We start from the raw sequence: 24,557 nt of genomic DNA, 5'->3' as shown, positions 1-24,557 counted from the left end.
AAAGTTATAAATGCGTATTGCGATTATTGGACCAGGCGCTGTAGGTACGACGATTGCTTATGAATTACAACAAATATTACCTCATATCACATTACTTGGGAGAACAAATAAGTCCATTCACTTTCAAACTGCAAATCAACATGTCATGGTTAAAGATATTAAGTCTATGACTGACCCCTTCGATGTGATTATCGTGGCAGTCAAAACGCATCAACTTGAATCTTTAATTCCAGACTTAAACCGTCTTACTCATGATGAGACAACTATTATTTTAGCTCAAAATGGATATGGTTTACGTTCAACTTTACCATTTAAATATGTCTACCAAGCTGTGGTCTATATTAGTGGACAGAAAAAAGACGATGAAGTGATCCATTTCAGAGATTACCGTTTGCATATTCAGCATGATCGTCGGACTGAACAGCTTAAACACTATTTAGAACACACTAAAATAGAACTTATATTAGAAGATCACATAGAAACAACGATTTGGTATAAATTACTCGTCAATCTTGGTATTAATTCGATTACTGCTTTAGGTGGCAATACTGCACAAATTTTAAAAATTCCAGAAGTCTATCAATTATGCACACGCTTATTAGAAGAAGGTAAACAAGTCGCTATGGCAGAAGGTATTACATTGCCTGACACGATTGTTGAAGATATTATGCATATCTATGCTGGCTATCCAGATCATATGGGAACAAGTATGTATTATGATGTGATGAATCATCAGCCCCTTGAAGTAGAATCAATTCAAGGTTTTATTTATCGTAAGGCTAGAACACATCACCTTTCTACGCCATCGTTAGATACAGTTTATGCATTATTGCGGTCTCACCATTCTTTATCCATTCAATATTAATGTTAAAATCAATGTTTAACTATTAATATTTTGTCAAATTATATAGTAACAAACTCTATTACAAGCTATATAATTATTTTTAAAAACTTTTTCACTTTAATAAAAGGGAGATATATCTTTGGATAAAGCAACACGTATACTTAATATTTTGACATTATTATTAAATGGTCATGTTGTCACTCAAGAAGACTTAGATCGCTTTACAAATGTCAGCAAAAAATCTATTCAACGTGATATTAATACAATTAATACATTTTTTTATGAAAGTCATTTTTGGAGAAGCAATCATACTAAAATTGTCTATAATTATCAATTAGGTGGTTATGAACTCACCCATGATACTACGAACAAACAAAGTCTTGGTGTACTAAGTTTACTCATTAAGTTACAAAGTCTCACACCTATTCTTCATTACGATATTTACAAATTTTTCCTACATGCGATGTCGTCTGTCAGAATAGAAGATAAACATATTTTGATGACGATGTTACATCAATTCAAAGTACGTGATGATTTACTTCCTGGAAAACGATTAATGGACCTTCAAAAAGCAATCGTCAATAAACATAGAGTGCGTATTGAAGTAGATCATAACAAAATGACTATTAAACCATTATCTATTTTGTATATGCATTATGATTATTGGTTTACTTACGAATTTCAACATAAAATACATACCGTTTCTTTGAAATCGATACAATCCTTACACGTTCTAGATACAAAATTTTCTAAAGACTTCGCGAATAATGCAGTATTATTTGAAACGAGTACAACCATTTGGAATCAATTTAAACAACAATTTTCAATTAAAGAGATTGTTTCACGTAATGAAGACACCATTTTGGCATGGGTAAATTGCACACGGTTTGATGCTTATTACATTGCTTATCAACTTGCTCCTTTAGCAAAAATTATCGCTCCGGAATCATATATCGATAGTTTTATTGACCGTTTAGATGAAATTAAACGTACTTACACAGAAAACAACAGCTGACCATTAAAATCAGCTGTTGCTTTTTATTAATCAATTGGATCTCCATGTTCATCATATTTTGTCACTATGCCGTCAGAAGTAACGATATATGAGCCAACTAAATCTCCATTTTTATCTAAAATTGAGAAGCCCCAATCTCCGTTTTCATCTTGTTCTGGTTCTTTATATGTGTACGTCTCTGTATCTAATTGATGACCTTCATAATCTTCTACCTTATCAATGACATTTGCACGTGTTACTTTTTCATCACTTGAGGTATCCTTCTCACTCGATGTATCATCAGAACTTGATTCTGTGTCAGTATCAAATTCTTCTGGTTGTTCTGGTGTATCACTAGTGATATGATTTGCAACTTCATCTAACTTGGCTTCTGAAGGATTAACAAGTTGTTTCGTTTCTCCATTATTTAAAATACGTGTCGTTTCATTTTTAGTATAATCATCTTCATCCCAACGTCTATCTTGGAAATGACTTGGTACATCATAAAAGGTCACTGTTCCGTCTCCATTATCTTTAAAAATTACATGTCCTAAATACATATAACTTGGAGATAGTAGAATTGTTCCGTCTGGGTATACTTTTGAAGCTTCTTTATTATATGGATTAATAGGCTCACCCGACATGTCTATTGGCGTATAGTTCATACTATCTTCTTTAAAAATATTGTCTACATCATTTCTTGCTGTGAGCCACACTCTAGCAAAGTACTCTTTTGAATTTTTACTATCTGTATTAGATGTATGGCGACTTTCTGATGATTTACTACCACTAAATGAAATTTGTTTTGCAATTTTTTTATAATCAATACTTTTACTATATTTATCAAATAATGTATCTACATCTAACTCATGTCCTGTAGAAGAATTCATAAATTGTTCATACGTACCGGGACTTTGCGTGGCAGCAATAAAAACTTTGTCGCTTCCAACACCAATGATTGTCGCAAATGAACCCTTTGCCGGTTGTGCATTATAGAATTTCATATCACTTGGTGCACCTTCTAGCTGTTCTGTAGTCTCTAATTGATAAGTATCTATATTTTTTTGTTCGCCGCCACCGTTATAATTCGCAAAATAAGAGTGATTTTTTAATTCATTAGCATTGATGACATAATCTGACACTGAAGGATCATTTAAAGCTAACGCTACTTTTTCAGCTTGAGATAAGTTGTCGACATTACTATTTGTTTTATTTTCTTGTTGATTGTTATCATTTGAACTTTTATTACTATCTTGTTGGGTATTATTGTTATCATTATCTGAAGTGTTTTTATTTGATGATTGGTTACTTTGTGATGTCGTATGTTCTGATTTTTCACTAGAATTATTGAGCCCAATCATATCTCCTAAATCACAACCTGCAAGTAAAGTTGTCGCCGTTATAGCGCCGATAGCTAAGTAATGTTTCTTCATTTGTTTCGCTCCTTTTAAAATAAAAAAATATATACCTTAACTTACAATATTAAACAGACATTGTATGTCGTTATGAAAAAGTACACACTTCATTATCTAAAGCATGTACTTTTTATATTAATTACTTAATATGTTGACGTACGAAACGACCAGCATATCCTTTAAACGATTCGCCACCAGACATTTCTTGTTTAGCATAAGCATCCGTTGAACCACCCATTAAGTTATATCCATATGTTCTTAAGCCATACATTTTTGTAAATGTACTATTTAACATTGGTGAGCCTGAAGCACCTGATCTAAAAATATCTTTCGTTTGAATCTCTGTACCATTTGTTGAGAATTGAGTTACACGAAGTTTATTAAAATACGCTTTTGTGTTGTCGTTATATTGCCATGGATATCCTAATGAATAAAGTGGCGAATTGAATTTCAATTGTTTAATCTCTGAATCCGTTGCAATTTTAACTGGTTTTACATATTTAGACATATTTTGTTTTGTGTGAACCACTGCAATATCATATTGTGGTACTTTAATCACTTCTGTTGCTTGGAAAACATATGGCATACGACTTCCATCACGATTCATTTGAAATTTAATATATTTTGGAGCCGCTGCACGACCATATTGATCATCGATAACATGTGCATTGGTTACAAATGTATGTGCCCCAATCACTGTTCCTGTTCCCATAGAATCTTGCTTTCTTACAGATGCATCGCGAGAGCCTTTTTTCCAGCCATTTAAATTAGATACACGGCCAATCGCCTTTAAATTATTTTGTGAGGCATTTGGATAGCGTTGGATTGAAATACTGCTGTTACTAATTTTTTTCGCTTTTAAATACGCTTGATATGATCCTCTTTGTATCCCGTCATAATAATAGTTGGTTTCTACAGCTTTAGCCTCTTGATGTTGGGCAGAATATCCTAGTACACTGGCACCAATAACGACACTCGCTACTAATGATTTACCAAATTTAGATTTTAGCATTAATTTGTCCCCTGCTTTCTTCCATTTAAAAATGAATTGGTTTTATGTTTAAAATAAAATATGTACATCAATATTATAAAACAAACAAAGGACAGTATGCGTCTTTTTTATAAAACAATTTATTTTTAACTTTAATGTACATTTATAAATTATTTACATAAAAAATATTTTTCTTTACAAACTTCAAAATATATAGTATAGTATTAAAGTAAAATTATGGAGGGATACTCAAGCCTGGCTTAAGAGGCTAACCATTTTATGGTTAGTAGGAGCTTTTAGCTCGCGTTGGTTCAAATCCTTCTCCCTCCGCTATCTAAGAAACCTAAGATTAAATTCTTAGGTTTCTTTTTATTTCATATTTTATATATAAAACACTCTTATTTATTTTTCCCATTTATAAGAGTACAATAGTTAAGTTGCGAAATGACGATACACCATATTCATATATCGGAGTGAAAAAAATGGACTTTTGGTCATCTAAAAAAGGAAAAATGCTAGAAATATCAATACTTGGCATACTAACTATCTTCGGCATTGGTTCACAATATTTTTCAAATTTGGCTTATAGTTTAAATCAAGGTATTTTACAAACATCATTTGGTATAGGTTCTCAATATCTCATTATACCTTCTGTGATTGCTAACTTTGCCTTTGCACTTGGCGTGCCACTTGGACATACATTGACACACAAATTCGGGTTTAGACGTAATTTTTTATTCTTTGTAACTCTATTTTTAATCGGCTCGATTATTGGGCTTTTTTCCTTCGACTTAATTATTTTATCTATTGCTAAAGGGTTACAAAGTTTAAGTACCGGCGTCTTATTCTTCACACTTTTACCAAAACTCTTTCTCAATTTCCCTAAACAATACCGCAATGTATTCTTATTAATGGTTATTGTAGGTTTATTTGGCGCAAATGCATTGGGAGGTCTATCAGGTAGTCTATCTTTAGAATTAGATCGTTGGCATTGGATCTTTATTATTAATATTATTTCAGCTATCTTATGTCTTATTTTAGGTTCAATATTCTTAACAAAAGAAGAATATCAACATTCTGAACCTATTCATATTAGTCGTCCTATGATTATTTCATTAGTTCTTAGTACGATTGCTCTTACGCTACCGATGGGGATGCTTACACAAAAAGGGTACGGGTCTCTCTGGGTCTGGCCTATCCTAATTATAGCAATTTTATTCATTGTAAATTTTGTAGTCTTTAATCATGAAGCAAAACATCCATTTGTTCACTTTAAAACGTTATTAACAAAGAAACCACTTGTTGGTGCAACAATGGCTATATCTTCACATTTAGCCTTATTATGTGGTATTGCAGGAATTAATGTGTATATAATTAGAATCTTAAAATTACCTTTCACTATATCTTTACACTTTTATTTATTCTTTTTCATAGGTGTCATTGTGACAGGATTGATTAAAATGTTTATCTATAGTGCAGTAGGAGCTGGTGTTTTAGGCACATTAGGCTCATCAGCGTTACTTTATGTCAGTGTTCATTGGATGATTTTACATGATATCGTAAATATTCATTTACTTTACATTCAAGGTTTCCTACTTGGTTTTGGTGCAAGTATGACACTTGTAAGTGGTGCTATGGCAACATTATTAGATGGCGATTTACTTCAAGCTGGTCAGCGTTCTCAAACGATGCACACAATACGTAACTACGCGGCAGCATTTCTTGTTCCAGTGATTGCCTATCTGATTAAATATAATATTCAAAAAGGAACACAATCTGTTTATACAGAAAATATTACAAACACTTCAATTTATATTAAGCGTATAAAAGATATTGCTATTGATGCTGATCATAAAGTATTTCTACTAATGATTATTTTCAATTCGATTATGTTAGTATCATCGATTATTCAAATGTCTCTTGGAAAAGGGAGACGTATTACACCACCTCGTTCGCCTAAAAACCCCGAGTTACATTTGAATACACACAAGTAATGATTTTTAAGGAACAGTTTACTTTATTAGGGTTTCGCTCCTTAGTTTACGATGTTATTACACATTTCAATTTCATATACTCTTAAAATGTATATTTACTCTATGTAATTGTGACAGATTATTGACAACGCTTTCATATAGCGTTACTATCTATTTACATTCAATAGACAACGTTGATGGTTAAATCTCGTATGTAGCTCTGTTCTACATACGACAATTTTTCATCACATTTGTAAACGCTTTCTAAATTGTCGGTTAAGAAAGGATGGTTACTTTGGAAAATATTAAAGCGATATTTAGTAAACTTTTTGGATTTATTCCACGTTCAATAATTAATATTTTTATTTAATCTATATATTTTATAACAAAAAACAATTAATAGAGGTGCTATTTATGAAAAAAAGTGAAAACAGATACAGTATTCGTAAATTCAGTGTGGGTGCATCATCCATTTTAGTAGCAACATTGCTATTTATGGGAGGCGGTGCTGCACAGGCAGCAGAAACACATCAGGAAGAGGGAAATCCTGAATCAGCTGTAGCACAATCTATTGGGGATCATAAAAAACAATCTGATAATCAAGAAACACAACAAGACAATGTTCAATCTGACGAACAAGCTACTTCTACATCTCAATCAGTAACTAATGAAAATGAAACACAACGCTTACATAATGAAAATAAAACTTCAACTCAAGTTAAAGATGATACTGATCAATTAAACACTAACGAAGAAACAATTGAACATAACCTAACTGATCAAACTATTAAACATCAATCAAATCAATCTGAAGACGCATTAACTAAAGAAACTCCTTCAGATGAATCACAATCATCTTCAACAAAAGAGAGCAAAGCGTTTTCTGAGCAATCTCAAAATAATACTAAAGACACAATTCAAAAAGACACAGTCACTTCAGATAAAAAAGATAACACAACTGAAACGTCAACTACTAAAAATCAATCTCACTCTTCAGACAACGTGACAAATGAAAGTCCGACAGAAGAGAAAACAACAACTCAAACAACGACTGCTGAAACCAACACATCATCTACAAAAGACAATACTTCAAAAACAACTGACAGTCATTCAACAAAAACATCTCAGTCAACACCTCTAACAGAGAGTAAAGAATTAACACCATCAAAAACTCAACAAGATTCAAATGTAAATCAGGATGCAATAAAAAATAATGACGTAGAGGCGCCGTCTACTGGAAAAACAAATGATACTGTAGACACAACTGAAACACAACAAACAGTGACAGCTAAACAACCAACAGATTCTACTACACCTACAGAGAATACTTTAAACACTAAAGATGAAGCGATCTCAATTGATGGTACAACAAATGAAACTATTGGAAATAAAGATGCTAAAGATCAAAAAAATTCACAAGCCGGCATAGAGACATTAGCTAACAATGGAGTAGCAACAACAAATAATACATCTCAACAACAAGGTACAACAGAAACAAAAGATCAAACTAATAAAGTTGCTAAACAAGGTCAATACAAAAACCAAGACCCAATTATTCTTGTTCATGGTTTTAATGGATTTACAGATGATATTAATCCTAATGTTTTATCACATTATTGGGGTGGCGATAAATTAAACATTCGTCAAGACTTAGAACAAAATGGTTATAACGCTTATGAAGCAAGTATCAGTGCGTTTGGTAGTAACTATGATCGTGCTGTTGAACTTTATTACTATATTAAAGGTGGTACTGTAGATTATGGTGCTGCACATGCAGAAAGATATGGACATGAACGCTATGGTAAAACATATGAGGGTGTTTATAAAGATTGGCAACCTGGTCAAAAAGTGCATCTAGTTGGTCATAGTATGGGAGGCCAAACTGTTCGTCAATTAGAAGAATTATTAAGAAATGGTAGTCAAGAAGAAATTGAATACCAAAAAGAACACGGAGGCGACATTTCTCCATTATTCCAAGGTAATCATGATAATATGGTTTCTTCAATCACAACACTAGGCACACCACATAATGGTACACATGCCTCTGATAAGTTAGGTAATGAAGCTATTGTTCGTCAAATCGCCTTTGATTTAGGTAAGCGACTAGGCAATAAAAACTCTCGAGTAGACTTCGGTCTGTCTCAATGGGGTCTAAAACAACAACCTGATGAATCTTATTTATCATACCTTTCACGTACTAAAACATCTAAGTTATGGCAAACGAAAGATAATGCTCTATACGATTTAACACGTGATGGCGCGACGGATCTTAATCGCAAAACGTCACTTAATCCAAATATCGTTTATAAAACATATACAGGCGAAGCAACACACCCTACATTATTTGGTAAATATAAAGCAGATTACAATCTCTTCTTACCATTCACAGTTACTGCTAATGTCATTGGTAAAGCTACTGAAAAAGAATGGAGAGAAAATGATGGTCTTGTCTCTGTTATTTCATCTCAACATCCTTTCAATCAAGCTTATACAGAAGCAACAGATACAAATCAAAAAGGCATTTGGCAAGTAACACCTACTAAACATGACTGGGATCATGTCGACTTTGTGGGTCAAGATAGTACAGATACAAAACGTACACGAGAAGAATTACAACAGTTTTGGTATGATTTAGCTGATGATTTAGTTCAAACAGAAGCGCTAACGTCAACTAACGAAGCTTAATATCATTTTTATGGAAAGGTGGTTGTCTAATGTCTGGTGATTTCTTTCAATTACTTGGTTCTTTCTTCAGAATAGTTAAAGCATTATTTTTCTAATTTAATATAAATAAAAGCACCTCCAAATGAGATGAAGACATTTTCACTCGTTAGGAAGTGCTTTTTATTATGTAAGATTTGTAAGAACATGATGTCATAAAGTGCTGTAAGTTTTTCAGTCTAGTTAGATGAACGTACATCTACATTATTATCGTTTGACGAGAATGCTTCTTCATTTGCTGAAAGTGTGATCTTTTTAGAGTGGTTAGAAGCTTTGACTTCATGACGTAATGCACTATTCAATCCTAATAAATTATTTGCTTGAGTTTCTTCACTATTGTAGCTTTCTAATCCATTCACAATTTCAGTCGCTAAATATTCACATGCATCTTGATTGTCAACTTCGACTTTTTCATTGATTATTGATTCAATTACTTCAATTAAGTCACATTTTTGAATTTGAATATCAATCATTTGTTCTACTCCCTTAAACTGTCATTAAGCCATTTGATAGGCTTTCTAGTTTATTACCCTGTTTCTAGAAAAAATACACAAAATCGTCACTGTCGAAAAACTCAATGCATGACTGAGTCAATTTTATTACTCATCATTGCTTTTAGGAATAAATACCTTCGCTTCACTATCTTTTGGATAATAAAAACCATTAGGTACAGTTTGAAGTTCGATTAAGCTTCCCCATGGCGCTCGAATATAAACGGTTTTATTATTCTCTGTATTCTCATATTTTGTATTAGAATGTGGTTCAGATAGTGGCTCTCCTCCTGCCTGTTTGACACGTTCTAATACATGTTCAAATTCGTCACTTTCAATATAAAAAGAAATATGTGTAAAACCTATATCTTGTAGTGATTGTGGTTCATGTTGTTGAGCGTGTTGGAATTCAAACATTTCAATATTAGGACCACAACCAAACACCATCATGCGTTTATGAATAATTGAAGTTCCTTTTTCTAGCCCTAAGATATGCTCGACATATTCGCCACCTCTTGGTTCATCATTTTTAGTTTGACTATCATATGCAATTTTTCCATCTAGTCCCTGTTTAAAAAAAGCAGTGGCTTTTTCAATACTAGGAACCGTAAGACCAATATGATTAATACCTCGATTCATCATATCTCCTCCTTACTCAAAAGAGTGCAAGACAGCATTCATTTTGAATTTATCGTCCACTCCAGTAACGTATCTCCAACTTGTGTTGATTGAAAAGAATTTGGAACAAACGCATGTTCAATTCAATCATCGACTGCCAATATATTAAAAAAGCCTAAGACAACACATTATGTCTCAGGCTTTTCCAAAAAATCATTCATTATTTTCTATCGAAATATCTGTAACGTTTGAATGCGTCAAGGATAGCTTGTGGTTCGCTAGATACTACAACACCAGGCGCATCTAAATCAATACGATTACTTTGTAATACATTTTTCGCTTCTTCAGTGATTACAACAGGTTTTTTATGATTATAGCTCATTTCAACAAAGTCAATCGCAGTCGGTAACATTTCTTTACCGTCTGAAAGAACGATTACACTATCAAATACTGTTGAACTTGCTGTGCTATAAGTTTCAGTAATACCAATTTCGTCATCATTAAGGTTTTTAGCTGTTTGTCCAACAAATGCATAGTTTAAGTCGTTGTTAACAAATACTTCTGCATATGATTTTAATGTTTCAGCGCTAATATCACCATTTACAAGCACTGCTACAGAGTGTCCTTTTAGTGGGATATCAAATTTTTCTAATGTTAATTGGCTATCTTTAGCATCTGATTGCACTTCTTCGTTTTCTGCTGGAACTTCTACACCTACATTATTTGCTACGTATTCAGCTAATTTACGATCAACTTTATTAATTTGATTAACAGCATTTTGTTTTACTTCTGTTGATTTACATTTACCAATTTCAAATGAAAATGCATCAGCTAAATGTTGTTGTTCTGCTTCAGTTAAGCTGTTTTTATATAATTTAGCTTGAGTATAGTAATCTTTGAAACTATCACTACGTTGACGTACTTTATAACCTTCTACTTTTTCATGATAATGCTCGAAACCACCTTGTTCTTTAGGTGTCGTATGAGGGTCATTATTGTTCAAGCCATTTTTATGGTAGGCTGTTTGACCTTGATGAATATATGATTGATGCATTGCATCGCGTTGATTATTATGAACGTCTGCAACTGGGCGGTTAATAGGAATTTGGTTAAAGTTTGGTCCGCCAAGACGAGAAATTTGTGTATCTGTGTAAGAGAATAAACGACCTTGTAATAATGGGTCATTAGAGAAATCAATACCTGGAACAATATGTGCAGGGTGGAACGCAACTTGTTCAGTTTCTGCAAAGACGTTATCTACATTACGGTTCAACGTCATTTTACCAACAATTTTCACAGGTACTTGATCTTCTGGCCATAATTTAGTTGGATCTAAAATATCAAAATCAAAGTCAAATTCTTGTTCAGGTTTGATAATTTGTAAGCCTAATTCCCATTCAGGATAGTCGCCTTTATCAATTGATTCATATAAATCTTTACGATGGAAATCAATGTCTTTACCATGTAAGATTTGTGCTTCATCCCATACTAAGCTTTCTAAACCTTGTTTAGGTTTCCAGTGGAATTTAACAAAGTAAGATTGACCTTCTTTATTTACAAGTCTAAATGTGTGTACACCAAAACCTTCTTGTTGACGGAAGTTTTTAGGAATCCCTCTATCACTCATTGCCCAGAATACTGCGTGCATAGATTCAGGGTTTTGACCAATGAAATCCCAGAATGTATCGTGCGCTGAACCACCTTGTGGCATTTCATTATGTGGCTCTGGTTTTAACGCATGTACGAAGTCAGGGAATTTAATTGCATCTTGAATAAAGAATACAGGTGCGTTGTTACCCACTAAATCGAAGTTACCTTCATCAGTATAGAATTTAGTAGCAAAACCACGAATGTCACGTACTGTATCTGGAGATCCTTTAGAACCTTGTACAGTAGAGAAACGCACAAATACAGGTGTTGTTTTTTCAGGGTGTGTTAAGAAGTCAGCACTTGTATATTCACTTAAATCTTCATACACTTGGAATTCACCATGTGCACCGAATCCACGTGCGTGTACCACACGTTCAGGAATACGTTCATGGTCAAAGTGCATCATTTTTTCACGGAAGTGGAAGTCTTCTAGTAAAGTCGGACCTCTATCCCCTACTGTCAGTGAATGTTCATCTTCACTTACTTTCATACCACTATTTGTAGTCATTGCTGTACCATCATTATTTTTTCTTAGAGCATCTAATTGTTGTTGTTTTTTGTTTTCATTTGATTGATCCATACTTATCTCTCCTAGATATAGATTGGTATCGTAAATACATTGTTATGTACATTGTTTCCTTATTACGGAATACAGTTAGTTATTCCCATTTATAAAAGAATTAATCATTTTAAAGAAAAAATATATTCCCATAAATTTTTATTTAAAGAACTTTCTTTTATAATCGTTTATGGAAATATATTTTTTGATATTTTATATTAAACTTTAATTATTGATAATCTACTACCTTATCAACTGGCATTCTATATGATGTATGAGGTTCTTTTTCTTTCTTACCAATCGCAACGATTAACACTGGAACGTAACGTTCTAAATCATATCCGAATGCTTCGCCAATTTTGTCATGCTCAAAACCACCGATAGGGTTCGTATCATAGCCATATTGTTTTGCAACTAACATTAATTGCATCGCAGCTAAACTACTATCCACTTTTACGATGTCACTCATAACTTCACGTGAACTATTTTTGTAAGTATCCATTACAAAAGGTAATATTTGGTCTTTTACTTCTTGAGGCATATGTCCTTCTTCAACTGCTTTGTTATAGATGAATTCGCCTTCCTCATAACATTGTAAATCACCAAAAATAACAATCATCGCTGAAGATGTATCATTTTGTGATGTATTAAATCGAATTAACGGGCGTAATTTTGCTTTCGCTTCATCACTTTCTACAACAACAAAACGCCATGGCTGCATATTCACTGATGAAGGTGCTTTTGTTGCCTTGCTAATGATTTCATTCATTTCGTCATGTGGAATTTTATAATTTGGATCAAATCCTTTAACAGATTTTCTACTTTCTAATATTTCGTTAAAATCGTTCATTCATTTCCCTACTTTCATATTTTAATTACGTAACTTAGATTATTAAATAAATTGAAAATAAAGAGAAGTAATTTGCTTATAGATTTAAAAAGATACTCAATTTAATACATTATTAACTATATTTAATAATGTATTAACACTTATCTATTAAACTATTATTTGATTAATATTAACTAAATAGGGTATTCTTAAACTTAACAAATTAAATAATTTGAAGTTTTAAAAAATTATTTATGTTATAACAAAGGGTATTGGATTCAGTCATAAAGTTTCAGTCATAAGGTTACTCATGAAAGGGAAGAAAATTATGGCAGAAGATAAACTGCAAAGAGAGTTAAGTAATAGACATATTCAACTTATCGCTATTGGTGGCGCAATTGGTACAGGATTGTTCCTTGGATCAGGTGAATCTGTACATTTAGCCGGACCGTCTATTTTATTGACTTATGTTATTGTCGGTTTTGTATTATTTATGTTTATGAGAGCAATGGGAGAAATCCTCTTATCGAATTTAGGATTCAAATCATTCGGAGATATTGCCCATCATTATATTGGACCAATTGCTGGATTTATGGTCGGATGGACGTATTGGTTAACTTGGATTATTTCAGGCATGGCAGAAGTGACAGCAGTTGCTAAATATGTTTCATATTGGTATCCAACAGTACCAAACTGGCTAACAGCGGCATTTACTATCTTAGTATTAGTCGCTTTGAACTTATTCAGTGCAAAGCTATTTGGAGAGTTAGAATTCTGGCTGTCAATTATTAAAGTGATAACAATTGTAGCCTTAATCATTGTTGGTATTGTGATGATTGTGCTTGGAATGAAAACCTCTTACGGGCAAGCCAGTGTAACGAACCTTTGGTCTAGAGGTGGATTTTTCCCGAATGGTATTCAAGGGTTCTTGATGGCATTCCAAATGGCTATCTTTTCATTTATTGGTATTGAGTTAATCGGAATTACAGCTGGAGAAACTAAAAACCCACACAAAACGATTCCTCAAGCAATTAACAATGTACCTGCGCGTATTTTAATTTTCTATATTGGCTCATTAGCAGTGATTATGTCTGTAGTACCTTGGGATAAACTAAACCCAGCAGACAGTCCATATGTTAAATTATTCGGATTAATTGGTATTCCATTTGCTGCAGGAATTATCAATTTCGTTGTGTTAACTGCAGCCGCATCATCATGTAATAGTGGTATTTTCGCAAATAGTCGTACAATGTTCGGTTTAGCAGGTCGTAAACAAGGCCCACCATTCTTGCATAAAACAAATAAACATGGTGTACCTCACTATGCTATTTTAGTCACATGCGGCTTATTAAGTATTTCAGTTATTTTAAATGCAATATTTAAAGATGCAACAAAAGTGTTCGTGCAAATTACGATATTTTCAACAGTATTGAACATTTTAATTTGGACACTGATCATGATTGCCTATCTAAATTATGTCAAACGTAATCCTGAATTACACAAAGATAGTAAGTTCAAAATGCCTGGCGGAAAATATATGGCATTTGCGATTCTAGCTTTCTTCGCATTTATCTTTATTATCTTATTAATTAACAGTTCAACTAGAATTGGAGTATTATTTATACCCGTATGGGCAATTATTCTTTGGATTATGTATCAAAAATATAAAAAAGAATCAGACAAAGCGAAAGTTAAAATGGAATAATATAAAGAACATTTTAGACTTCCTCCTAATGGAGGAAGTCTTTTTCAAGATATCTATTAAATAAGCTTAATTATAGTTTCTCTGTATTTATATTTAAATGATCTTTTAACATATGGCTTTCATATTCTTTTCTAAACACGCCACGCGCTTGAAGAACTGGAATGACTAAATCAATAAATTTTTCAAATGCGTTTGGATATGTTGGTGACATTAACATAAAACCATCGCACGCTTCTTTTTCAAACCATTCAATCATTTCATCCGCTACTTGTTCCGGTGTCCCCACTATCGTTTTATGTCCTACCCAAGTACCAAATCGATCTAATACATCGCGTAAGGTAAGGTGTTCGGTCATAACAGCACGCTGTACCGCTTCATACACAGATTTTACAACTTTTTTCTCTAATGCATCATAAGGTGGTAATGATGGCACGACTTCATCTAGTGTCCACTCACTTATATCTAGACCAATGGCTTTAGATAATTGTTTCTTGCGTTTTTCAAGTGGAATCATCTCATCTAATTGTTGCTTAAGTTTATAAGCATCCTCCTCATTCTCATCAACATAAACGGTGAGACCTGGTAATACAAGAGGAGGTTGACGATTTGTTTCCATGGCACGTTGATGAATATCTTGTCTGAACTGTTGGCCATCTTGTAAATTCCATGCAATTGAAAAAATAGCATCCACGTGTCGTACTGCTAAATCACGACCTGGAATGGAAGTTCCTGCTTGGAATAAACGTGGTCGACCATATTTTGGTGTTGGAATGTTAATAGCTCCGGCAACTTGAAAATATTTCCCTTGATAATGAAGTGGATGAATATACTGATGATTTAAACCAATCCCTGAGGCTTTGTGATTAACGATAGCCTCTACAGTAAATGACTCCCATAATTTTTTCATTACATTAATAAATTCATCTGCTCGTTCATATCGTTTTTCAAGATGTGGTAAAGCTTGCATCGAGTAGTTTTGTGCTTCTAAATCAAATTGAGATGTTACAATATTTGCCCCAATACGCCCATGAGATATTTGATGTAAACTTGAAAGCATACGTGCTGCAAGATAAGGTTCATAAAAAGAAGAAGAAATGGTACCTATCAAACCAATTGAATGTGTTTCACGTGAAATTGCGGCAAGCGCCGTTAGTGGTTCGAAATAATAAGAAATATGTCCCGTTTCTTCTCCAGAAATATATTGACCATCACCTAAGAAGAAAGCATCCAGTTTACCTTTTTCAGCTAATTTTGCTAACTTAATTTGAAAATCAATATCTCCAACTTCTTCAACATATGAATGTGGTAGTCTCCAAGAAGCAGGATGTAGACCTGTACTATAAGCTAAAACAGATAAATGCATGTGTTTCATTGTCATTAACTCCTTTGTTATAAGTCAAAACTGTCATTTTAATTTGCATGTATCGTATATGGATTGTTGAAATTTTACAATATCTACTAACTATTTTATATCTTAAAATAATTATATACAATATCATCAAGTTGTTTAGCAATATGAATAAAATCTTGATATAAATCCAATGTTTTTACACTAATCGTATTGCCACTCATCTGAAACGTATTATCAGGTACAAGTTGTTCATCCGTTTTCGCATACAGTAACATCCCTGCAACATTTATCTGCTTTGGTTTTAAATGAAGTGCTTCATTTTTTACATACGCAAATATTTGATATAAATTTCCAGAATGAATCGTTCTTGTATCAAAATACTGTTGTAACGTGGACGTATAATACTTCGTATCAATGATTAAGCATTGCGTACCATAAGTTAGCATGACATCACTTCTCATTGTCGGTAACATGTGACGATAATCATCATCAATGGCCCATGGAATATGAGACGCAGTGACTTTTAACTGTGGAAATTCCTTCTTATAATAAGCCCTAACAAACCGTTCATATAAACGTGCCATCTGTTGTTCATCTTCGAACATCATTGTTTCTCTTGAACCGCTTCTTTCTGACTGAATTCGCCCTTGCGTAACAAGATAACAAATAGCCATTAACATACGATATGTTTCGTGATGACGATCAAATCGTAACTGCCAATCAATATGTCGATAATCTAATATATCTACGTGTTCAAAATATATCAACAGTCGTTTTAACGCTTTTTTACGTGTGCGCGAAATATCTAATTTTAGAACATTAAGCATTGTTGTTTTTAGAATTTGATTCATATACGTATTAATTGAAAATTCATCATACGTGCAATTTAACCGTTTATGCATCATCGTTCCTTGTTTTATGGATGCTGTGACATTAATCTTTCCTCGTATCACATTCAGCGAGTCATTGTATTCTAAATATTCATGTTGAAGACCATATTTTAATTGACTCGATACGCCTTTAATGAGGAGTGCACTATATAAATCTGCCACATTATTAAAGGATTCTGTTGCTATATGTTGATAGCCTTTCTTATTCAAAACTGTAAACGCATAAGACAACATATAATAAATATTATGAATGTTAATCATTGGATCGCATCCCTTAAACGTACCTTCCAAATATCCACTTTTGAAGGCTCGTCAAACCAATATTCTTTTAATAATGGAATAATTTCGAATTCAATAATATTAGATAATTCAGATTCTGTGACCTTAACTATATTGCTAAAATAACTATGACCAATGACGAACCCCTCACCTAACATATCATCTTCTCGAATGTCGATATTCAATGCTTCAATGGCATCAATTAATGCTTCAAATTGTGGATTTTTTAAATTTTCTTGATATTGTTTAAACTGTATGGTTTCAAAGGCAGGTTTCATATCAAAAAATGCAAATCGACGTCGTAGTGCATAATCAAGAATGGCTAAGCTTCGATCTGCTGTATTCATCATACCAATAATATAAACATTATCTGGAACACAGAATTTCTCATCTGCATAAAGTAATTCTATTTCCATTCCCCTCTTATCGTTTTCAATTAACATAAACAATTCACCAAATATCTTACTTAAATTACCACGATTAATTTCATCGATAATAAAAAAATAGTCTTTCTCACTATCTTCTTCTGCTTGCTTACAAAAATTGTAAAACGCACCCGTACGCAATTCAAAGCCAGTTTCAGTAGGACGATACCCCATCACAAAATCTTCATATGCATAGCTTTGATGGAATTGTACAAGTTTCACACGTTCTTTATCTTTAACACCCATCATTGAATAAGCGAATCGTTTAGCTGCATATGTTTTACCTACACCTGGTGGTCCTTGTAAGATGACATTCTTTTTTCTTCTAATTAATTGTACAAGCGTGTCATAGTCTTCTTCTTTCATAAATACGTCGTCTAAGAATTGTTCTGCTGTATAAACTGGATAAGTCGTTTGTGTAGCAACCAATCCATCAGAATGTTCCACTGAAAATAACTCATTAAATTTCCGAATCGTTTCACTATATGGCGTAATTTTAGTGAGCGTCTTATTTAATGTTTTGATTGGAATCTTCCAGTTTCCTTTCTCTTTCCAAACAAGCTGAATGATATTTTTATCATTTTTATATTGATGATTTGATGAAACAACGCCCCATCCTACAATATCAGTCTGTCCTTTTTTCACATAAACAATGTCCCCACGCTTCATTTCTTTACTAAATTCCCATATGGCATTAACCGTATGAATATAATTATGCTGATTATGGTTCAATTGTTGTAATTTTTGATTAATTTCTTCTTTAGATGCATAGTTCGAGAAATCTTCTAACTCGTTATATCCAATAGACATTTCTCCATTTTCAATAAAAGAAGCGAAATCAACATCTTGTGGTTTGGGAGAATAAATCCAATAATTCACGACTTCTAAATCCTTATCTGCATCGATATCTTTTACTTTTGAGCTTTGCTTGATTTCCTTTGATTTACGCCATGCTTCATAACTTAAATCAATAAAATCATTCAAATAGTTATCATCTTTTAGAAATAACTTTAATTTTTCAATCATCATTAAATACGTTGTTGCAGTTAATGATTTTTTTAAGTTAACTTCAAAATTGATATACTTTGTACTTATCTCGCTTTCTTCAAAAATATACCAAATCGCCCGAGAATCTAAATTGGCAAATGTGTCAGAATCAATCCAAAATAATCCACTGGTTAACTTACCCATACCGATTCCAGGCTGAGCCATCACTTGATTAAATTTTCTCTTAAAGTTATTTTCATTATCTTCGCTTTTATCTGATGAATACAATAAAGCAATTTCAAACAACGACCATAAATTTTCAATGTCTTGTGCTTCACGATCATTCTTAAAATTATAAAATGTAGCACGTAAATTCATCACTGTCGGAATACCATCAAAATTTTGTGGTATATCTGCTTTCACATCAAATAGTTTGGCCATTTCTTCTATAATTTTAATTCTATTTTTTTTAGTCATAGAACTCTTATTAAATAATCCAAACACAGTAAATGGATCCATATCTATCATTTCATTATTAATTTCTAATTTAGGCATATTGATTTGAGTGTTAATATAAAGTTCTTGTATTTTCTCAATCAATTGATCACGACAATTTTGATATTCTAACAATTTATGAGCTAAGGCTTTATAAAAGATTGCCCATGTTTTATCTATTTTATAGTCCATCTTTATTTCTCCTCAAAATTATTATTATCTTCATTTTAATGCATTTTATAAATATATTTATACCTTTAAATATATAAAAAAATAAGCTATAAGATCGTATGATTTCAACTTCTTATAACTTATAGTAAATGGCTTAATTATGCTTGAACTTCGTGTTTGTTGCCACGAACTTTATAGACAATAAGTCCGATAATAAATCCAATTAATGCTGGGACAATCCATCCCATACCAATATCAAAGAATGGTAAATAATTCTCAGCAAAACCGATTAATGATTGTGCGAAGTTCGTTTTCACAAAAGGTTCTGGACTCGCTTTAATACCATCAAAAAATGCAGCAATCACTGTAAATAATGTAGTAAAGCGGTACACAATTGGCGAATTATTAAATAAATGACTTACTAAGGTTAGTAAAATCAGTGTAATGGCTAATGGATAAATAAACATTAATACGGGTAATGAGTACATAATAATTTTTGTTAATCCGACATTCGCAAATATAAACGCCAATACACTAACCATAGTGGCTAATACAATGTAGTTCGTTTTAGGAAATAGTTCTGTAAATGTTTCTGAAAAAGCTGTAATTAAACCAATTGCCGTTTTTAAACACGCCACAATAATAATAAGTGATAAAACAATAATTCCGAAATCACCTAAATAATGTTGGGCAATTTGTGCAAGGGCAATGCCCCCATTTTCACTTACTTTAAATTCTCCAAGACTCATTGTTCCCATTACTGCAAGAAGTGTATAGATGACACCCATGCCAATAATGCTAATGGCCCCCGATTTCACTGTTTCTTTAGCAATATCATTAGGATTTGTAATACCTAATTTTTTAATAGTCGTTACAATAATGATTCCAAATGCTAGTGATGCCAGTGCATCCAATGTATTATACCCATCGATAAAACCTTTTAATAATACACTCTTATTGTAGTCAGGACTTATTGGTGCATGACTTATACTGCCCATTGGGTGAATCAATGCAAGTACGACCACGATACCTAATAAAATCAAAAAGACTGGATTTAAGAACTTGCCAATATAGTCTAAGATTTTAGAGGGTTTACGTGCAAAAAACCAAGCTACGATAAAGAACAACATACTAAAGACAGGTAAAATCCATTTTCCACTGCTTGGAGAAACAAATGGTGAAAAAGCAATTTCATATGATGTTGTTGCAAGTCTTGGTAAAGCAAAGAAGGGTCCAATAACAAGATAAAGACCAATCGTAAATATGTATGCATAAATTTTACTTACGCGTGAAGAAATTGCAAATACACCATTCGTCTTAGAAATACCAATCGCAATAATTCCTAAAAATGGTAAACCGATTGCTGTAATTAAAAATCCTAAATTCGCAAGTAATACGTTTGCGCCTGCCATTTGCCCTAGATGAAGTGGAAAAATTAAGTTTCCTGCTCCAAAGAACAAACCAAAAAGCATCGACCCAATAAAGAGATTCTCTTTAAATGTAAGTTTCTGTTTCATTGTCTTTCCTCGTTTCCCTCTTAAAGTCATAATAGATATTATACATTTTTTTAAAATCAATTTCTTTAGAATTTTTAAAAAAGTTAGATAATAATATATAAAAAAACTTCTCTTTGCATGATTACATTCATTTTTTATGCAAAAAGAAGTTTTAAGTGTAACCTTATACTCATCGATATTTATCCTTAATTATATAATTTTTAGTTATACAGACTTAGCTAATATATGTATCTGCATGTTCAAGGCGATATGTTTCACCTTTTGCTTTAGCTTCTTCATAAGCTTCATATGTTGTATGTTTAACATCTTCAACTTTGTAATTTACCGTTTTCGCAAATTTCCTTACATCTTCTTCATTTTTGGCCAATACAAATACCGTTAAAATATTGTCATCTACAATGTCTTTATGGTGTTGGTAACGTAGTCTATAAATATTCATGACGCTGTCTCCTTCCAATCTATTAGTGATAAACCCTTACTTCATAAAAATAATAAATAATGCCCTACATATTATTTAAATTTAATATACCACTTTTTTTTGAAAAAGGAAGCCTATAAAAAAGAAGTAAGATAGAATTTACTTGATCTTCATATCTTACTTCTTTACTTTAATATACTTTAATTTTAAGATTCATTTTTTAAAGCTTTTTCAATAGCTTTAATATTTTTCTTCATAAATGATTGATACGTATTACTGTCATTATCTTGTTGTTTAGTATGAGAACCCATATTATAAAATGAAATTGTTTTTGCATGTGTTTCTTTTCTAACCGTGTCTGCAACTTTATTCGACACATTTTCTTCAGCTAGGATATAGTTTACCTTATCCTCTTTAATTTGTTTTACAATAGTTGTAAGATCTTTTTGACTTGGTTCTTCAGCATTCATATTTTCGATTCCTTCTTGCTTAAAACCATAGCGATCAGCTAAATAACCAATAGAATCATGTGAAATATATACTGTTTTACCTTCTTGACCTTTAACAGCACGTTTCATATCTTTATCTAAATCCTTCAAATCACTAACTAATTTTTTATAATTCTTTTCATAGTCATCTTTATGTTTAGCATCTTTTTTAACTAATTCATCCTTTATATCTTTCGCAAATTGTTGACTTAATACAGGATCTAACCAAACATGAGGATCATATTTACCATGATGATGCTCATGTTCTTCGTGCTCGCCATGTTCTTCGTGTTCACCGTGTTCATGTTCATCCTCTTCGCCTTTTAACAAATCGGCTTTATTTAAAGATGATTCTAATGATAATGTTTTATTTTTATCATTCATCGCATTTGCAATTTTTTTAGCGACTGGGTCTAGATTATCCCCTGTATATACAAATAAATCTGATTTACCAATATCGACCATTTGTTTTTGACTCGGCTCATATGTATGTGGATCCATTCCATTCGGATAGACTGATTCAACATGAACGTATTTACCACCAATTTGTTGAGCAAAAGATTTCAGTGGATATACTGTCGTTTTTACCTCAAGCTTTTCATTGTTCTCTGATTTTTTATCTTTATCACTACCACTATTGGATGTTCCACAAGCTACAAGTGACAACGTTAAAATACTGATGAAGACTAACATTAAACTTTTCTTAATCATTTTCTTCTCTCCTAAATCGTAATTATTACGTTTTAATAATCGCATTTCATACCGAAATTGTCAATGGGCGATTAAAAAATAAAAATTACTAAATAATTATAATTGTTGTTTTACTACAGTCAGAAAAAGTGTTGAAACAATGAGTGGAGAATATATTGCTATAGATAAAATTAAAGATGATCAACATATCCATATTACTGAACCTAAAGAACAAACTATTAGTTTAGATCAAGTTAACAATATTAAGGAAAATGATTTCGGACAACTTTAATATATAAGTAACAGAGTGAAACAGAATTCCCATTAAATTCATTGTTTCGTTCCTTTTCATCTCAATATTTCTATGTTTATTAGCTTTAATTAATAGTTTTTTGAAAATTTTGTGTATTTTAAAATATAACTCCTAAAATAAAGCGCTTTCTTGTTAAAATAATAGTGTAACTATTTTAAGGGGGACGATGATAATGACAAAGGGGAATCAAATCACTAATCAATCTAAAAAAGAAACATCTAATAAAGGATATAAACCATTATGGATTGTGATTAGTTTTATCGTATTAGTAATGATTTTATTATTACCTACTTCAAGTAGCTTACCGGTCATGGCTAAAGCAGCACTTGCCATTCTTGCTTTTGCTGTAATCATGTGGGTTACTGAAGCAGTATCTTATCCAGTTTCAGCTACTTTAATTTTAGGACTTATTATATTATTACTTGGCTTTAGTCCTGTTCAACATCTCTCAGAACAACTTGGTCATCCTAAAAGTGGAAACGCCATTCTGAAGGGAAGCGAATTATTAGGCACAAACAATGCTCTGAGTCTCGCATTTAGTGGCTTTTCTACTTCTGCAGTGGCACTTGTGACCGCCGCTTTATTCTTAGCAGTTGCCATGCAAGAAACCAATCTTCATAAACGACTAGCACTTTATGTCCTTTCAATTGTAGGAAATAAAACAAAAAATATTGTTATCGGTGCAATTTTAGTATCAATTGTATTAGCCTTTTTTGTACCTTCTGCTACGGCTCGTGCCGGTGCTGTCATACCCATTTTACTTGGAATGATTGCAGCCTTTAAAGTGAGTAAAGATAGTAAACTAGCATCACTTCTTATTATTACATCCGTACAAGCTGTATCGATTTGGAATATCGGTATCAAAACTGCGGCTGCACAAAATATCGTCGCTATCAATTTCATTAATCAAAACTTAGGCTATAACGTGTCTTGGGGTGAATGGTTTTTATACGCCGCACCATGGTCTATACTGATGTCTATTGCCTTATATTTCATTATGATGAAAGTGATGCCACCTGAACGAGATGCCATTGAAGGTGGTAAAGAATTGATTAAACATGACTTAAACGAACTAGGCCCAATGAGTGCTAGAGAATGGCGACTCATTGTCATTTCTATCTTATTACTGATCTTTTGGTCTACCGAAAAAGTACTTCACCCTATCGATTCAGCAAGTGTCACTCTAATTGCATTAGGTATTATGTTAATGCCTAAAATCGGTGTGATTACTTGGAAAGGCGTTGAAAAGAAAATTCCATGGGGAACAATTATCGTCTTTGGTGTAGGCATCTCACTTGGTAATGTTTTACTTAAAACAGGCGCTGCTCAATGGCTCAGTGATAAAACATTTGGATTAATGGGCCTAAAAGGGTTACCAATTATCGCAACGATTGCACTCATTACATTATTCAATATTTTAATTCATTTAGGCTTTGCGAGTGCAACAAGCTTATCATCTGCATTGATCCCAGTATTTATTTCATTAACTTCAACATTAGGTTTAGGCGATCATTCTATCGGTTTCGTTTTAATACAACAATTTGTGATTAGCTTTGGATTCTTATTACCAGTGAGTGCACCACAAAATATGTTGGCCTATGGTACGGATACATTTACTGTTAAAGATTTCTTAAAATCAGGTATCCCCCTCACTATTATAGGTTATATTCTTGTGATTTTATTTAGCTTAACGTATTGGAAATGGTTAGGATTAGTGTAGAATAAAGTCAGATTAATTTTATA

The 24,557-nt window shown here is 32.6% G+C and carries 19 protein-coding genes and 1 tRNA gene; 8 read left to right on the top strand and 12 right to left on the bottom strand.

Annotation, left to right across the window (positions count from 1 at the left end; translation table 11 throughout):
* Positions 1-10 precede the first annotated feature (10 nt).
* The gene (locus HMPREF2629_RS01330; protein ID WP_048682839.1) at positions 11-865 is read left to right on the top strand and encodes an oxidoreductase; all 855 of its coding nucleotides are present in this window, start codon (positions 11-13) and stop codon (positions 863-865) included.
* A 118-nt stretch (positions 866-983) separates the two neighbouring features.
* On the top strand, positions 984-1,859 hold the full coding sequence (locus HMPREF2629_RS01325; RefSeq protein ID WP_017174739.1) for an HTH domain-containing protein: 876 nt from the start codon (positions 984-986) through the stop codon (positions 1,857-1,859).
* A 26-nt stretch (positions 1,860-1,885) separates the two neighbouring features.
* Here HMPREF2629_RS01325 and HMPREF2629_RS11340 read toward each other — a convergent pair whose 3' ends face one another.
* A complete protein-coding gene (locus HMPREF2629_RS11340; protein ID WP_070813084.1) occupies positions 1,886-3,271 on the bottom strand; it encodes a hypothetical protein in 1,386 nt (461 codons plus the stop codon).
* 121 nt (positions 3,272-3,392) lie between these two features.
* Positions 3,393-4,265, bottom strand: coding sequence for a trypsin-like serine peptidase (locus tag HMPREF2629_RS01315; protein ID WP_048761071.1), 873 nt, complete (start codon positions 4,263-4,265; stop codon positions 3,393-3,395).
* Positions 4,266-4,483: 218 nt separating this feature from the next.
* Here HMPREF2629_RS01315 and HMPREF2629_RS01310 point away from each other — a divergent pair.
* The 3 genes from HMPREF2629_RS01310 (at position 4,484) to lip (ending at position 8,902) form a co-directional block, all read left to right on the top strand.
* Positions 4,484-4,574: transfer RNA gene (locus HMPREF2629_RS01310), tRNA-Lys, on the top strand.
* A gap of 152 nt (positions 4,575-4,726) precedes the next feature.
* Complete coding sequence (locus tag HMPREF2629_RS01305) at positions 4,727-6,238, top strand: MFS transporter (protein WP_048761068.1); 1,512 nt, start codon at positions 4,727-4,729, stop codon at positions 6,236-6,238.
* Positions 6,239-6,631: 393 nt separating this feature from the next.
* A complete protein-coding gene (gene lip / locus HMPREF2629_RS01300) occupies positions 6,632-8,902 on the top strand; it encodes a YSIRK-targeted triacylglycerol lipase (protein WP_070813083.1) in 2,271 nt (756 codons plus the stop codon).
* 215 nt (positions 8,903-9,117) lie between these two features.
* On the opposite strand, the gene HMPREF2629_RS01295 is transcribed toward lip, so the two are convergent.
* From HMPREF2629_RS01295 to HMPREF2629_RS01280, 4 genes are all read right to left on the bottom strand, one after another.
* Positions 9,118-9,411, bottom strand: coding sequence for a hypothetical protein (locus tag HMPREF2629_RS01295; RefSeq protein ID WP_002449192.1), 294 nt, complete (start codon positions 9,409-9,411; stop codon positions 9,118-9,120).
* A gap of 126 nt (positions 9,412-9,537) precedes the next feature.
* Entirely contained in the window at positions 9,538-10,071 is a 534-nt protein-coding gene (locus HMPREF2629_RS01290; protein WP_002449191.1) for a VOC family protein, read from the bottom strand.
* Between the two features lie 196 nt (positions 10,072-10,267).
* Positions 10,268-12,277: a catalase gene (locus HMPREF2629_RS01285; protein WP_048761058.1), complete on the bottom strand. Its 2,010-nt coding sequence runs from the start codon at positions 12,275-12,277 to the stop codon at positions 10,268-10,270.
* A 208-nt stretch (positions 12,278-12,485) separates the two neighbouring features.
* Positions 12,486-13,106 carry a nitroreductase family protein gene (locus tag HMPREF2629_RS01280; RefSeq protein ID WP_017174732.1) on the bottom strand — a complete coding sequence of 207 codons (621 nt, stop codon included), beginning with the start codon at positions 13,104-13,106 and terminating at the stop codon, positions 12,486-12,488.
* A 307-nt stretch (positions 13,107-13,413) separates the two neighbouring features.
* Between HMPREF2629_RS01280 and HMPREF2629_RS01275 the strand changes: the two genes are divergently transcribed.
* Entirely contained in the window at positions 13,414-14,790 is a 1,377-nt protein-coding gene (locus tag HMPREF2629_RS01275) for an amino acid permease (RefSeq protein ID WP_070813082.1), read from the top strand.
* Between the two features lie 70 nt (positions 14,791-14,860).
* Here the strand turns inward: HMPREF2629_RS01275 and HMPREF2629_RS01270 are convergent, their stop codons facing one another.
* From HMPREF2629_RS01270 to HMPREF2629_RS01245, 6 genes are all read right to left on the bottom strand, one after another.
* A complete protein-coding gene (locus HMPREF2629_RS01270; protein ID WP_070813080.1) occupies positions 14,861-16,162 on the bottom strand; it encodes an NtaA/DmoA family FMN-dependent monooxygenase in 1,302 nt (433 codons plus the stop codon).
* Between the two features lie 95 nt (positions 16,163-16,257).
* Positions 16,258-17,292 (bottom strand): 5-methylcytosine-specific restriction endonuclease system specificity protein McrC, encoded by a 1,035-nt coding sequence (gene mcrC, locus HMPREF2629_RS01265; RefSeq protein ID WP_070813078.1) that lies wholly within the window; start codon positions 17,290-17,292, stop codon positions 16,258-16,260.
* Positions 17,289-19,409, bottom strand: coding sequence for an AAA family ATPase (locus tag HMPREF2629_RS01260; RefSeq protein WP_070813075.1), 2,121 nt, complete (start codon positions 19,407-19,409; stop codon positions 17,289-17,291). Before HMPREF2629_RS01260 ends, mcrC begins: the two co-directional genes overlap by 4 nt.
* 137 nt (positions 19,410-19,546) lie before the next feature.
* The gene (gene brnQ / locus HMPREF2629_RS01255; protein WP_017174728.1) at positions 19,547-20,905 is read right to left on the bottom strand and encodes a branched-chain amino acid transport system II carrier protein; all 1,359 of its coding nucleotides are present in this window, start codon (positions 20,903-20,905) and stop codon (positions 19,547-19,549) included.
* 214 nt (positions 20,906-21,119) lie between these two features.
* Complete coding sequence (locus HMPREF2629_RS01250) at positions 21,120-21,344, bottom strand: hypothetical protein (RefSeq protein ID WP_002449204.1); 225 nt, start codon at positions 21,342-21,344, stop codon at positions 21,120-21,122.
* Positions 21,345-21,529: 185 nt separating this feature from the next.
* The gene (locus HMPREF2629_RS01245; RefSeq protein WP_002449309.1) at positions 21,530-22,522 is read right to left on the bottom strand and encodes a metal ABC transporter solute-binding protein, Zn/Mn family; all 993 of its coding nucleotides are present in this window, start codon (positions 22,520-22,522) and stop codon (positions 21,530-21,532) included.
* Positions 22,523-22,661: 139 nt separating this feature from the next.
* Here HMPREF2629_RS01245 and HMPREF2629_RS11240 point away from each other — a divergent pair, with 139 nt between their 5' ends.
* Together HMPREF2629_RS11240 and HMPREF2629_RS01240 are read left to right on the top strand one after the other, a co-directional pair.
* The gene (locus HMPREF2629_RS11240) at positions 22,662-22,793 is read left to right on the top strand and encodes a hypothetical protein (protein ID WP_256325150.1); all 132 of its coding nucleotides are present in this window, start codon (positions 22,662-22,664) and stop codon (positions 22,791-22,793) included.
* A 193-nt stretch (positions 22,794-22,986) separates the two neighbouring features.
* Positions 22,987-24,534 carry an SLC13 family permease gene (locus tag HMPREF2629_RS01240; RefSeq protein WP_070813074.1) on the top strand — a complete coding sequence of 516 codons (1,548 nt, stop codon included), beginning with the start codon at positions 22,987-22,989 and terminating at the stop codon, positions 24,532-24,534.
* The last annotated feature ends 23 nt before the right edge of the window (positions 24,535-24,557 follow it).

The organism is Staphylococcus sp. HMSC034C12 (assembly GCF_001835895.1).
Classification (GTDB): Bacteria; Bacillota; Bacilli; order Staphylococcales; family Staphylococcaceae; genus Staphylococcus; species Staphylococcus hominis.
Note: the sequence above shows the minus strand (reverse complement) of the source record. Positions and strands in the feature narration are given on the sequence as shown.